The organism is Chryseobacterium mucoviscidosis, assembly GCF_002177115.1.
In the GTDB taxonomy this organism is placed as follows: Bacteria; Bacteroidota; Bacteroidia; order Flavobacteriales; family Weeksellaceae; genus Chryseobacterium; species Chryseobacterium mucoviscidosis.
In genome coordinates this window covers 1-13,843 of record NZ_MVAG01000108.1, presented here as the reverse complement: position 1 = coordinate 13,843, position 13,843 = coordinate 1, and the positions used below count along the sequence as shown (strand labels likewise).

The 13,843-nt window shown below is 37.0% G+C and carries 12 protein-coding genes, 2 tRNA genes and 1 pseudogene; 6 read left to right on the top strand and 9 right to left on the bottom strand.

Annotated features, from left to right (window positions below; genetic code table 11):
• Positions 1-32: 32 nt before the first annotated feature.
• The 7 genes from B0E34_RS07945 to B0E34_RS07915 form a co-directional block, all read right to left on the bottom strand.
• A complete protein-coding gene (locus B0E34_RS07945; protein WP_087708498.1) occupies positions 33-761 on the bottom strand; it encodes a hypothetical protein in 729 nt (242 codons plus the stop codon).
• A complete protein-coding gene (locus B0E34_RS07940; RefSeq protein ID WP_087708496.1) occupies positions 754-1,170 on the bottom strand; it encodes an energy transducer TonB in 417 nt (138 codons plus the stop codon). Before B0E34_RS07940 ends, B0E34_RS07945 begins: the two co-directional genes overlap by 8 nt.
• Before the next feature lie 17 nt (positions 1,171-1,187).
• Positions 1,188-1,676 (bottom strand): hypothetical protein, encoded by a 489-nt coding sequence (locus B0E34_RS07935; RefSeq protein WP_087708785.1) that lies wholly within the window; start codon positions 1,674-1,676, stop codon positions 1,188-1,190.
• Between the two features lie 83 nt (positions 1,677-1,759).
• Positions 1,760-3,493 carry a thiamine pyrophosphate-dependent enzyme gene (locus B0E34_RS07930; RefSeq protein ID WP_087708495.1) on the bottom strand — a complete coding sequence of 578 codons (1,734 nt, stop codon included), beginning with the start codon at positions 3,491-3,493 and terminating at the stop codon, positions 1,760-1,762.
• Positions 3,494-3,653: 160 nt separating this feature from the next.
• Positions 3,654-4,853 (bottom strand): diaminopimelate decarboxylase, encoded by a 1,200-nt coding sequence (gene lysA, locus B0E34_RS07925; protein ID WP_185117447.1) that lies wholly within the window; start codon positions 4,851-4,853, stop codon positions 3,654-3,656.
• A gap of 248 nt (positions 4,854-5,101) precedes the next feature.
• Positions 5,102-6,325, bottom strand: coding sequence for a 3'-5' exonuclease (locus tag B0E34_RS07920; RefSeq protein WP_087708492.1), 1,224 nt, complete (start codon positions 6,323-6,325; stop codon positions 5,102-5,104).
• A 116-nt stretch (positions 6,326-6,441) separates the two neighbouring features.
• Positions 6,442-7,974, bottom strand: a complete 1,533-nt coding sequence (locus B0E34_RS07915) for a helicase HerA-like domain-containing protein (RefSeq protein WP_087708490.1) — start codon at positions 7,972-7,974, stop codon at positions 6,442-6,444.
• Positions 7,975-8,245: 271 nt separating this feature from the next.
• Here B0E34_RS07915 and B0E34_RS07910 point away from each other — a divergent pair, with 271 nt between their 5' ends.
• Positions 8,246-9,655, top strand: coding sequence for an MBL fold metallo-hydrolase (locus tag B0E34_RS07910; RefSeq protein ID WP_076391316.1), 1,410 nt, complete (start codon positions 8,246-8,248; stop codon positions 9,653-9,655).
• Between the two features lie 190 nt (positions 9,656-9,845).
• A complete protein-coding gene (locus B0E34_RS07905; protein WP_087708488.1) occupies positions 9,846-10,145 on the top strand; it encodes a thioredoxin family protein in 300 nt (99 codons plus the stop codon).
• Between the two features lie 58 nt (positions 10,146-10,203).
• Here the strand turns inward: B0E34_RS07905 and B0E34_RS07900 are convergent, their stop codons facing one another.
• Positions 10,204-10,956, bottom strand: coding sequence for a nitrilase family protein (locus B0E34_RS07900; protein WP_087708486.1), 753 nt, complete (start codon positions 10,954-10,956; stop codon positions 10,204-10,206).
• A 294-nt stretch (positions 10,957-11,250) separates the two neighbouring features.
• Here B0E34_RS07900 and B0E34_RS07895 point away from each other — a divergent pair, with 294 nt between their 5' ends.
• The 4 genes from B0E34_RS07895 to B0E34_RS07880 all read left to right on the top strand — a co-directional run bounded on the left by B0E34_RS07895 (position 11,251) and on the right by B0E34_RS07880 (position 13,580).
• A complete protein-coding gene (locus B0E34_RS07895; RefSeq protein ID WP_076391310.1) occupies positions 11,251-11,691 on the top strand; it encodes a DUF6646 family protein in 441 nt (146 codons plus the stop codon).
• A 104-nt stretch (positions 11,692-11,795) separates the two neighbouring features.
• Positions 11,796-13,145, top strand: coding sequence for an RIP metalloprotease RseP (gene rseP, locus B0E34_RS07890; RefSeq protein ID WP_087708484.1), 1,350 nt, complete (start codon positions 11,796-11,798; stop codon positions 13,143-13,145).
• Between the two features lie 79 nt (positions 13,146-13,224).
• A tRNA-Asn gene (locus B0E34_RS07885) sits at positions 13,225-13,298 on the top strand.
• Positions 13,299-13,506: 208 nt separating this feature from the next.
• A tRNA-Asn gene (locus tag B0E34_RS07880) sits at positions 13,507-13,580 on the top strand.
• Positions 13,581-13,744: 164 nt separating this feature from the next.
• On the opposite strand, the pseudogene B0E34_RS07875 reads toward B0E34_RS07880, so the two are convergent.
• Positions 13,745-13,843: pseudogene (locus tag B0E34_RS07875) on the bottom strand (transposase); the annotation flags it as partial.

The following is a 13,843-nucleotide window of genomic DNA, read 5'->3' as shown; positions in this document are numbered from 1 at the left end:
AAGATACAAAATATTGTGACAGAATGTCAGGATTATCTTTCATAGAAATTTATAGAAAAATTCATGGGATAAACTATTTTATCTTTTATAGGGATATTAGAATATAAAGCTGGTTTCCAGACTTTTTTAAGTCGAGACAAAGTTCTCAGAAAATCGATATTAAATTTTGGATCATAAATCTCAGGATAGATTCTGGGATTTGTAATTTCTCCTTTTTGATTGATATAAAACTCCAGATTAACGTTGCCATTAATGTGATAGTCTGTAAACAAACTCATAAACTCATCATGAAAATCCTTTCTAAATCTCTCGTAGCCTTTTGGATACTGTGCAGACAAAACATAATTATTCGCGTTATATCCTTCTTTATAATTTTCCATAACATCATTCGGATACAATATGAATTCTGCCAAAGCACCGAATTTTCCTCCTTTTACTTCCGCGGGTTTCCAGTGTTTCAGATTTTTCAGAAGTTCAAGCGACAGATCGTATGCGCATCTGTTTTTTGCAATATTTGCAGTGTCGTTATCTTTAACCAGTTTCACAACCGCATCTTTTGTTACCACAAATCTTGGCTGATAAATTTCCTGATCACTGCATTTTTTAAAATTACCTTTAGACAAATAATCATGCGCTTCTTTGTAGAAATTTACCATTCCGCCTTCATAAAATTCCTGATTTTTAGGGTATTCATCTAAAACCTGAGCATGAGATACAGAAAATATGACGATTGCAGAAAAACTCAAAAACTTTTTAATCATGGTCGTAAGTATTGGTACTGAAATTCACCTTCATAACAAATTTTGAATCGACCGGAACGCCGTTCTTCTTTGCGGGAGTCCATTTTCCTTTTACTTTTTTCGCCGCATATTTCATATCGTCGATAAACATTTCATTGTTTTTGAATTTCGGAAGAACATCGATCTGGCTGATTTTTCCTCTGGAATCAATATTAAACACAAAGGTAACTTTTCCCTGAATGGCATACAGAGCCATATCGATATAGGCATGGACCATATTCATGAATTCTTTCTGAAAAGCCTGATCGCCTCCCGGAAATTCTGCTTTCTGGTAACTTTCCGCTGTCTGCTGAACCTGAGTTGTATTTTCCTGAGAAAAGCCTTTACCGCCAATAAGCAATAAAGGTAAAATTAAAAGATATTTTTTCATGGTTATTAAAAGTTGTCTTATACATCTGTTGCTATGGAAGACAGATTCATTTTTATTTTGATCTGAGATGTTACAGGCTGTCCGTTGCAGCTTGCAGGAATCCAGTTTTTCTTGATTCTTCTTACGACATATTTCATATCATCAAAAAACACCTGACTGTTTGAAACTTTCGGGCTTCCTTCGATATTGGTGACTTTTCCGTTTTGGTCTACGGTAAGGGTAAATGTGAAATCACCGTTCAGCACATAAAAATCTGTATTCAGGTAATCGTACATATACTTTCTCAGCATTTCTTTGTAAGCCGGAATTCCGCCTTCGAAACTTGCCGCCTTAAAATCGTTACAGTTTTTTACGGCTACCTGCAACAGAGGCTCTTTTATATCTATTTTGAGAATATTTTTATTGTTCTCCGTCATAAAATTATCGTCTCTTTCTTCTACATCATTAAATTGGGCAAAAGCAAAATTTGATGCAAAAAACGTAAGAAGTATTAGTATCGTTCTCATAGGATTTTTCATTAAAATTAAATTTACTTAAACAAAGATAATACTTAAACCAATGAGAGAAAAGCATTATCTGATGATGGATATTACAATAGATCTTTAATGTGTTTGTAATTGCTTTTCACAGTGTCGAGTGCTTCTTCCATTTTTCCTCCCAACATAAGCTGAGCCATGGATTTTGTCATTCCTAAAACCTGCGCGGCTTCAATTTTCGGCGGTAAAGCCAGTGCATTCGGATTGGTAAAAATATTTAAAAGATAAGGACCATTATAATTTAGACATTCTTTAATGGCAGCTTCCACATCTTCAGGTCTGTTTACATTTTTTCCGGGATATCCCATTGCATGAGCAATCATTGCAAAATCCGGATTAATCATATCTGTTTCATTGTCCGGCATTCCTCCAACTTCCATTTCCAGTTTTACCATTCCTAAAGACCGGTTATTGAACACAATAATTTTCACTGGTAGTTTATACTGAAAAATCGTTGCCATATCTCCCAAAAGCATGGATAAACCTCCGTCGCCGCATAAAGCTACAACCTGCCTTTCAGGATACGCTAAAGACGCTCCAATTGCCATCGGCATCGCATTCGCCATAGAACCGTGATTGAAAGAACCGAGCATTTTCCGTTCTCCGGTTCCTGTGATGTATCTCGCGCCCCAAACACAGCACATTCCTGTATCTACGGTAAAAATTGCATCTTTTTTTGCCAGTTTATCCAATGTATGGGTAACAAACTCCGGCTGAATGGCATTTTCAGTTCCAGGATCTTTCACATACGTAAGCTGATTTTCTTTAACCTTTTCATAAAACTCAAGCTGCTGTTTAAGGAAATTGCCGTCTGTTTTTTCTTTCAATAATGGTAAAAGTGCTTTGATGGTTTCTTTTACATCGCCCGTTAATCCCAATTCCAGCTTTGCTCTTCTTCCCAATCGTTCAGGAGCTTCATCAATTTGTACAATTTTGTTTTTGACGGGCATAAATTTCTCGTAAGGGAAATCTGTCCCCAGAAGAATCAGAAGATCGGCTTCGTGCATGGCATGATAAGCAGAAGGAAGTCCCAGAAGTCCGGTTAACCCGACTTCATTGGGATTATTGGGTTGAATAGACATTTTTCCGCGGAAAGAATATCCCACCGGAGCTTTTAAATATTTTGAAAGTTCCACAACTTCCGGATTGGCATTTTCCGCACCGATTCCGCAATAGATCGTTACTTTTTTACTGTCGTTGATTAAATCTGCGAGTTCTTTTAATTCTTCATCTGAAGGACGAATAACAGGATTTGTTCTGAAAATTTTATTGGAAGTCACCGCTTCTTCTGCATCCAGCTCCGAAACGTCTCCCGGAAGACCGATTACCGCAACGCCTTTTTTGGAAATTGCATGCTGAATTGCCGTCTGTACCGTCCGCTGAACCTGTTCCGGTCTTGTAATCATTTGGTTATAATGACTACAATCGTCGAATAACTTAATGGTGTTTGTCTCCTGAAAATAATCCATCCCCATTTCTTCACTTGGAATCGTGGAAGCAATAACCAGCATCGGAACATGAGAACGGTGTGCCTCATAAACACCATTGATTAAATGAACGTGTCCCGGTCCGCAGCTTCCGGCGCAAACTGCAAAACCATCCAGTTCCGCTTCCGCAGCAGTGGCATACGCTCCTGCTTCTTCGTGTCTTACGTGAATCCATTCGATGCTGCTTTTTTTAACGGCTATATTTAAATGGTTTAAACTGTCGCCTGTAACGGCATAAATTCTTTTCACATTGGCGTTTTCGAGCATTTCTACAATTTGCTCTGCAATATTTTTAGCCATATTTTGATGTTTTAGTGTTGATGTTTCAGAAATATTTTGGAATGGACTGATAATGTAGAGATGTAAAGATTATGCCAAGAGTTTAAAATAAATATTAAAAAACAATAAAAAAAGCTCCGCAAAAAATGCGGAGCTTCCATATATCTTCGAGCGGAATTAACTACAACACCTCGATCTGATTTTTCAAAAGATCTTCGAATTCATCTCTTTTTCTGATAAGGTGGGCTTTTCCGTCCAAAAACAGAACTTCGGCAGGTTTTAACCTTGAATTAAAGTTGGAACTCATCTCAAAACCGTAAGCTCCTGCATTGTGGAACGCCAGAATATCGCCTTCTCTTACTTCATTAAGCTTTCTGTCCCATGCAAAAGTGTCTGTTTCGCAAATGTTTCCTACCACGGTATAAATTCTTTCCGCTCCTTTCGGGTTCGATAAATTTTCGATCACATGGTAAGAATCGTAGAACATCGGACGGATCAGATGGTTGAATCCTGAATTCACCCCGACAAAAACAGTTGCCGTTGTTTGTTTAATCACGTTGGCTTTCACCAGTAAATATCCGCTTTTTCCGACAAGGAATTTCCCCGGTTCGAACCATAATTCGAATTTTTTTCCGGTTGATTTTGAAAATTCGGAGATTACTTTTTCCACTTTTTTTCCTAATGTTTTTACGTCGGTTTCTTCTTCGGTGTCCTGATAAGGAATTTTGAAACCACTTCCCATATCCAGATATTTCAGATTCGGGAAATGTTCGGATAATTCCAGCATGATCTCCAAAGCCTGAAGAAAAACATCCGGATCTTTGATCTCGCTTCCGGTGTGCATATGAAGACCTTCCACATTAAGGTTGGTAGATTTCATCACTCTTTCGATATGACGAACCTGATGGATGGAAATCCCGAATTTACTGTCGATATGTCCTGTAGAAATTTTATAGTTTCCGCCGGCAAAAATATGCGGGTTGATTCTTACTAAAATCGGGTAAGAGTTTCCGTATTTGTTCCCGAACTGCTCCAGAATAGAAATATTATCGATATTGATGTGCACCCCGAAAGTCATCGCTTCTTCGATCTCGGCGAGATCCACACAATTGGGTGTAAAAAGTATTTTTTCTTTTGGAAAACCTGCTTTTAAACCTAGTTTTACTTCATTGATGGATACACAATCTAATGAAGCTCCCAGATTTTTCACATACTTCAGGATGTTGATATTGGTAAGCGCTTTCGCTGCGTAGAAAAACTTTGTGTGTTTTAGGAAAGAAGAGGTAAGTTTCTCGTATTGTGTTTTAATGGATTCGGCATCATAAACATACACCGGGGTGCCAAACTCATTGGCAATCTTTAATAATTCTTTTGAATTCATAATTTCTTTTTAGCATAAAAAAGGCAGATTCTTCGAAAAAAGAGTCTGCCATTCATAATTATTTTTTATGCAATACAACTCTTTTATACATTCCAAACCTTAGAGAACTTTACAGTTCCCTTTTTACCGGTTTTATGTTGTTTAAAATTTAGCATTGCTTTCTTTAATTTTTTACAAAAATACTAATTCTTTTTTACTTTTAAAAAACTGATTTTAAAATGATTCCTTTCAGATTCAGCAGGGTTCTACTATTTCGGTAAAGGCAGGGTTTCAAAATCCCCCCTGAGCAAAGCCAACTGCAGCTCATTAACGAGGTCTGCAGATTGTGAAAGCAGATCGATCTTTAATTTATTAAGCTTGCTTAAGGTTTGAATCTGCGTGAAAAGTTCATAAAAACCGTAAGAAACCACTTTTCCGTTTTCGATAATCAAAAACAGTTTTTCGCCCAGTTTTCGGCCTTGTCCTAACCAGAGTTCATTTCGTTTTCTAAATTCGATTTTCTTTTTAAAAACTTCTATATCATTATATTCTTCGAACTTTCCGATGAACTGTACCGCTTTCGAGCCTTGTGTAAAAGACCTGAATTTTAAAATCGGTTTTTCCAGTTTATTCAGCTTGTTTTTTTCCACGACGTATTTTCCGTTTCTGCAATACAGACCGAAAGGAAGGATTTCTCTTTTTTTAATTCCTTTTGAATTCAGAATCAGCTTGGCAATGATATCCGTTCCGGTAAGTTCGTAGTTGATCTGTTCAACGTCTTTCTGAATGGTTTCCCACTTTTTAGATTTGGAATTAAAAACTTTTTTTGAAAATTTATTAATATCCTGAACATGATCGGAAAAAATGATCTTTCCCGCTTCATTCTGAAAATACACAAAGCCTTTTTCATTCGGAAGATCCTGCGTTAATTCCTTGATTTTGTTGATGTAAGTCTTGGAATTGGTTTCATCATGCTGTTTCTGAATGATTTCATTTTCCGTGTCTTTTGAAATCAGAAGTTTGAATAATTCCAGCGTCGCTCTTGCATCGCCTTCTGCTCTGTGATGATTGGTTAGAGGAATTCCTAAAGATTTTACCAGTTTTCCGAGAGAATAGCTAACCTCATCCGGAATCAGCTTTTTAGCTAAAGGAATTGTATCTAAAGTATTGATTTTAAATTCATAGCCTAATCTTTGAAACGACTGGCGAAGCATTCTGTAATCAAAATCGATGTTATGACCTACCAAAGTTGTATTTGCAGTAATTTCAACAATTCTACGCGCAATTTCATGGAATTTCGGGGCAGTTTTAACCATTTTCGGGGTAATATTGGTTAATTTCTGCACAAAAGGGGTAATATCACTTTCGGGGTTTACCAATGAAATAAACTGGTCCACAATTTTCTGACCGTCATATCTGTAAACCGCAATATCGATAATGCATTCTTTTCTGTAACCTGCACCATTACTTTCTATGTCTATTATTGAATACATTTAAATTTTTTACAACTTCTTTTGGATTAACGATTCATTTCCTTTACATCTGGAAACATAACTTATGCCAATACATCAATAGGAATAAGGCAATTCTGCTAAAATAATAAAAATATTTATCTTCGTCTTCCTCCCAGACCAAGCATTCCCAGGATTGCTTTTGCTCCTTCACGCATCAGTGTGCTGGTAAACGTTCTTCCCGCCCTGCTCTGTAAAACCTGCTCGAAAATTCCGGGTTCTTCTTTTACAGGCTTTGTCTTCTGGTTAGAACTCTGCGATGCTTCCTGTGCTGCCTGTTCCATTCTGCCCACTAAAATTTCATATGCAGATTCATTATCCACTACTTTATCATATTTGGCAACTAAAGCTGATCTTTTTGTTAAATCTGAAATTTCCGCGTCATTCAGAACGTCCATTCTGGATTCTGGTGAAATTAAATAGGTATGAACCAGCGGTGTAGGAATTCCTTTTTCATCCAGAGCGGTAACGAAAGCTTCCCCGATTCCCAGATTCTGGATCAGCGTTGGAGCATCATAAAATTCTGTAGTCGGATAGTTTTCTACTGCTTTGGAGATTTCCTTTTTATCTTTAGCGGTAAAGCCCCGCAATGCGTGCTGAATTTTCAGACCGAGCTGAGAAAGCACCGATTCGGGAACATCACCCGGAATTTGCGTGATAAAATAAATTCCGACTCCTTTTGAACGGATCAGTTTTACCATGGTTTCAATCTGTGAGACCAAAGCTTTTGAAGATTCATCAAAAATTAAATGCGCTTCATCGATAAACAAAACCAATTTCGGTTTTCCGCTGTCGCCTTCCTCCGGAAAGGTCATGTAAATTTCTGCAAAGAGGGAAAGCATAAATGTTGAAAACAACTGCGGCTTGCTTTGAATGTCTGCAACTCTCAGAATGTTTACCACTCCTTTTCCGTCTCTTGTTTCCAGTAAATCGTGAACGTCAAAACTCAGTTCTCCAAAGAAACCGGAAGCTCCCTGCTGTTCCAATGCAACAATGGATCTTAAAATTGCGCCCAGAGAAGCAGAAGCTATCGAACCGTAATTAGAAGAAAGTTCAGCTTTTCCCTGTGGATTTTCTGTGACGTACTGAAGGACTTTTTTCAGGTCATTCAGATCAATTAAAGGGAGACCTTTATCATCACAATATTTAAATACAATCGACATGATGCTTTGCTGAGTATCATTCAACTGTAAGATTTTACTTAATAAAACCGGACCGAATTCTGTAACAGTGGCTCTTAATTTCACACCTCTTTCGCCGGAAATGGTCATTAATTCTACAGGAAAAGCCTGCGGATTGTACGGAAGCTGCGTTTTGGTATATCTTTCCTGAATGGCAGGATTTTCAGTTCCCGCTTCTGCGATCCCCGAAAAATCTCCTTTAATATCCAAAACCAGAGAAGGAATTCCCTGATGTGAAAGCTGTTCTGCGAAAACCTGTAATGTTTTTGTTTTTCCGGTTCCGGTTGCTCCGGCAATTAATCCGTGGCGGTTGATGGTTTTTAACGGAATGGTAACATTAACTTCCGGAACGACTTCGCCATCCAGCATTCCTTTTCCTAATATAATATGATCTCCTTTGGGAGTGTATCTCGCATTTAATTCTTCAATGAATTGTGTTTTGTCTGCCATTTGCTCTTTTTTAACCTATAAATATAAAGTTTTTTGTAAAATCTGACCATGAAGAACCGTTAAATTAATTTTGGTTCTGAAATATTTCATATAATCAATAAATTCACCAATTCTTTCAGGAATTTTCAGACAGGAAATCGTAAATTAGAACAAATAAAAACTTTATAGATTTATTCTATCAGTATCCATTTTTTATTTTGGTGGTATTTAAAAAAATAAATCCGATTTTTGTATTTCAAATATAAAACATTAAAACGGTTACAATCACATAATGAAAGTCGAACAAATATACACGGGATGTCTGGCTCAGGGTGCGTACTACATCGTATCTGAGAATGAAGCAGCGATTATCGATCCGCTAAGGGAAGTAAAACCTTATCTGGATCGGTTGGAAAAAGACGGTGTAACTTTAAAATATATTTTTGAAACGCATTTCCATGCAGACTTTGTCTCGGGACATTTGGATTTAAGCAAAAAGACAGGAGCGCCTATTGTTTACGGACCTACCGCTCAGCCTGAGTTTGAAGCCATTATTGCAGAAGACAGCCAGGTTTTTGAAATCGGAAAAGTAAAAATAAAAGCTCTTCACACTCCCGGTCACACGATGGAAAGCACCACTTACCTTCTGATCGACGAAAAAGGAGTTGAAACAGCAATTTTCACAGGAGACACTTTATTTTTAGGAGACGTGGGAAGACCGGATCTTGCCCAGAAAGCAGGAAGTATTACTCAGGAAGATCTTGCAGGAATTTTATATGACAGCCTTCACACGAAAATTATGCCTTTGGATGACAGCATTACAGTTTATCCGGCTCATGGAGCGGGTTCTGCGTGTGGAAAAAATATGCAGAAGGAAACAGTTGATATTCTGGGAAATCAAAAAAGAACAAATTATGCTTTAAATCAGCCAGATAAAGAATCTTTTATCCGCGAAGTTTTAGACGGTTTAACGGCTCCACCGAAATATTTCGGGATGAATGTTGCCATGAACAAAGGCGGTTATGAAAGTCTTGATGCGGTAATGGATAAAGGTTTAACAGCGGTTTCCGTTGAAGATTTCGAAGCGTTTGCTGAAGAAACAGGCGCGTTAATTTTAGATACCAGAAGTCCGGGAGAGTTTTATAAAGGATTTGTTCCGAATTCTGTAAATATCGGATTAAAAGGAGATTTTGCACCTTGGGTAGGAACTCTGATTGTGGATGTAAAGCACCCTTTACTGCTTATTGTAGATGAAGGCATGGAAGAAGAAGCCATCACAAGACTGAGCCGTGTTGGATTCGACAATGTTCTTGGCTATCTTAAAGGAGGTTTTGAAGCATGGAAAAACAGCGGAAAAGAAACAGATGAGGTAAAAAGAATTTCTTCTGCAGAATTTGCAGAACTTTATAATGAAAACTCAAAAGTAATTGACGTTCGTAAGATCTCGGAATATTCTGCGGAACATATTGATAATGCTTACAACAAACCTTTGGATGTAATCAGTGACTGGGTTCACACGATTGATGATTCTGAGCATTTTTTCCTTCATTGTGCAGGAGGCTACAGAAGCATGATTGCGGCAAGCATCCTTAACTCTAACGGAATCAGAAACTTTACTGAAATAGAAGGAGGTTTCGGCGCAATTAAGAAAACGGAAAAATTCCCGACTTCGGATTTCGTATGTCAGTCGAAAACGATGTAATTCCAATTTTTTTGGAATTATTATTGTACTCAACATAAAGTCTTGACACTTTAGTTTATTGATAGAAAAGTATTTAACGACACAAAGATTTCGGTAACCTTCGATTTTTTTTTTTAAGTGAATTTAAACTAGTAAGCTTTTCGGATCATTAAACTAAAGTGTTTCTTTTTTTTATTAAAAACCAACAACTATGTCTCAAGCATTTCAGGAAATCATCAACTCCGAAAGACCTGTTCTTATCGACTTTTTTGCAACGTGGTGTCAACCGTGCAAAGTACAGTCATCTGTTTTAAATACGGTAAAGGAAAATATAGGAACTGCAGCTAGAATTATTAAAGTAGATGTGGATCAGTATCCCGCTCTTGCCAATCAGTATGGCGTTCGTGGTGTTCCGACATTAGCTATTTTCAAACAGGGAGAGATGCTGTGGAAAGAAAGCGGTGTGCATGATGTAAATACATTGACTCAGCTTCTAAAGCAGTATGCATAAAAATAAAGATTAAGGCTAAGATTGAGAAAATTTTAGCCTTAATTTTGATATATTTCCTTTAAAATTCAATTAAAAATGAATCGCGATCATTTAAAAACTGAAAATGGCTTCTGAAATCTTTCAGTTCTTCTAAATTTAATTCTGCTGTTACAAGATTTCCGTTTTTCTGTGAAATTTCTTTTCCGTCTGCAAAAAAACAGTGTGAACTTTCCTGATAAAACAGGTTATTTCCATCGGTCCCGATTCTGTTTAATCCAAAAACAAAGGACAGATTTTCAATAGCTCTCGCTTTTAACAGATGTTCCCATGCTCCCACTCTTTTCTCAGGCCAGTTTGCCACATATAAGACCGCATCATAATCGTCATTATTTCTTGCAAAAACCGGAAAACGAAGATCATAGCAAACCTGCAAAAGAATTCTGAACCCCAGATAATTTACAATCACCCTTTCTTTTCCGGGAGTATACACTTTATCTTCCCCCGAAAAAGAAAAAAGATGTCTTTTATCATAAAAATCAATCTGAGAATCGGGCTGCACAAAATACATTCTGTTGTAGAACTTTCCGTTTTCTTCAACCGGAGCACTTCCGCAAAATGCAGCGTTTTTTTCCTTCGCCATTTTTTTTAAAAACTCCAGCGATTCCAGATTTCTATCGGAAACTTCGGAAGCATCCATACAAAAGCCTGTGGAAAACATTTCAGGCAAAAGAAAGAGATCCGCTTCCTGATTCTGTAATTCCTTTTCAATGAGGTTAAAGTTTTCTGCTTTGTTTTTCCAGATGATATCTAAATTAAGTCCCGTAATCTTCATAAACTTTGTTAAAAAACTTCCCTAAAAATACGATTTTTCAATGATTTCGGTTTTATTTTTGTTGCGGATATTTTTCTGTTGGTTAATCGCAGAGACGCAAATTTTTATTCAATTGATGGTTTTAAGGCGCAAGGATTTTATCTTCGATAAAATTTGACACTGTAAACTTGGTGAAAATCTATGATTTTCTTGCGTCTTAAAACGTCATGATAGTCAAAAACTTTGCGTCTTTGCGATTAACCAACAATTAAAGAAAAGGCAAAATCATTTTAATAATTAGTAAAAAGTAAAATTATGAAGAAGTTGTTTTTTATGTTTGTTCTCATGCTTGCGGGAACATTTGTCAATGCTCAGGCGTGGACAGGAAAAGGAGATCAGAAAATCAATGCCGGACTGAGCGCATGGGGTTACGGAACAGGAATTACAGGAACCTATGATTATGGATTGAATAAATTAATTTCTGTAGGAGCCGGATTAAATATCTATTTTGATAATTACAAAGACAATGATGATAAAAACCGTGCTTTTGTGTTCGGAAGAATCAATTTTCATCTGAAAGACGCTCTACAGCTTCCTGAAAAACTTGATATTTATCCGGGTGCAGATGTGGGAGTTGTAGGCAGTAATTTCGGGTTGGGAGCTCACATCGGAGCGAGGTACTTTTTTACTGAAAGAATCGGCGTTTTTGCAGAAGTCGGCAACAATGGCAGTCTCGGAGTTTCGATTAATTTATAATAAATCATCACATTATATGACAAAGCTTCTCGTTTCGGGGAGCTTTTTTATTTGGCATAGTTTTGATAATTGTTACCTTTGCAAATTAAACATAAAAAGCATTAATGGAAATAGCAATCAAACTGTTTCAATTTATATTGAGCATTTCTATCCTGGTTATCCTACACGAACTTGGGCATTTCTTACCCGCCAAATACTTTAAAACCAAAGTTGAAAAATTCTATTTGTTCTTCGATCCGTGGTTTTCTTTAGCCAAGAAAAAAATTGGAGAAACGGAATACGGAATCGGATGGCTTCCTTTCGGAGGATATGTAAAAATTGCCGGAATGGTGGATGAAAGCATGGATACCGAACAGTTGAAACAGCCTGCACAACCATGGGAATTCCGTGCAAAACCGGCTTGGCAAAGACTGATTATCATGTTGGGCGGTGTTACAGTTAACTTTTTCTTAGCCTGGTTAATTTACTCGTGCCTTTCGCTTTTTAACGGTGAAACATACACAGATCTTACCAAATTCAACAACGGAATCGGGGTTACCGAAGCCGGAAAAAAAATGGGATTCCAGAATGGTGATAAGATCATTAATATCGACGGAAAACCCGCTGAAAGGTTAGAAAATGCTTCTATTAACATTCTTTTGGGAGATAACGTAACGGTACTTAGAAACGGAAAAGAAGTAACCTTCCCTGTTAATAAGGATGGGGTTGCAGAAGTTTTAAAACAAAAAGAAGCCAAACTTTATATTACGCCGAGATTTCCAATGATTATCGATTCTCTGGCAACTCCTGCTTCTCAGGCTTCAGGGCTGAAAAAAGGGGATCAAATTGTTGCCATCAATGGAAAACAGACGCCTTATTTTGATGAAGTAAGTTCTTCTTTATCTGAAAATAAAGGAAAAACAGTAAACATAGAAGTTGTAAGAAACGGAAAACCTGAAACAATTGCTGCGTCTGTTGATAAAAACGGGAAATTAGGTGTTGGTGTAGATCAGAAAGCATTAGCGAACGTTATTACGGATAAAAAATATTCTTTCGGAGAATCTATTCCCAGAGGTTTTGAAAGATCTATTGAGTCTTTAACAATGCAGGTGAAGCAGTTTAAAATTATGTTTAACTCTAAAATTCAGGGATACAAAAATGTAGGAGGACCGATTGCTATTGTAAAAAACATGCCGGTAGACAGAAATGCCAATGGCGAAATTTCGATCAACTGGGCTGCATTTTGGGGTTTTACTGCAATGTTCTCGGTTTGGCTGGCATTCCTAAACCTGATCCCTATTCCGGGATTGGATGGAGGACACGTTCTTTTCACGCTTTACGAGATGATCGTGGGTAAACCTGTTCCTCAAAAAGTTTTGGAAAACGCACAGATGATCGGTGTTATCTTCCTGTTAGGCTTGATGTTACTGATTTTCGGAAGCGATATCTTCAAGATCTTTGCCGGAAAACTATAATATTTTTACAAAATTTTAAAAAATATTTGCAGGGTATAAATATTCGTCCTATATTTGCACCACTTAAAACAAAGGACATTCCTCCTTAGCTCAGTTGGTTAGAGCATCTGACTGTTAATCAGAGGGTCGCTGGTTCGAGCCCAGCAGGAGGAGCAGAAAGACTTACAGAAATGTAGGTCTTTTTTTATGTGGTCTCATCAAATATTTTTTTTGCAATTATCATTAAATTTAATTATCTGATAAATAGTCAAATAGCTTTAAAACACCCATTATCAAAGGAAAAATTTAAATATTTTTAAAATAAAAATTTGTTTGATATTAATATTCCTGTTATATTTGCACCACTAAAACAATAGGAAATTCCTCCTTAGCTCAGTTGGTTAGAGCATCTGACTGTTAATCAGAGGGTCGCTGGTTCGAGCCCAGCAGGAGGAGCAAAAAGACTTACAGAAATGTAAGTCTTTTTTATTTATACTTTTTGAGTCCGATCAACTGAAAAGTAATTATTTTAAACGGATCAATCGCAAAACTTGGGGGCTATGCAAAAAGTTTAGTTAATCTGAATAGAAAGAAAGTGGATCAATCGCAAAACTTGGGGGCTATGCAAAAAGTTTAGTTAATCTGAATAGAAAGAAAGTTCTGTCTTTTACCCCTCGAAGTTGTAGTCTGAAGTTTTTAATTTTCGCATTAAAAGATTC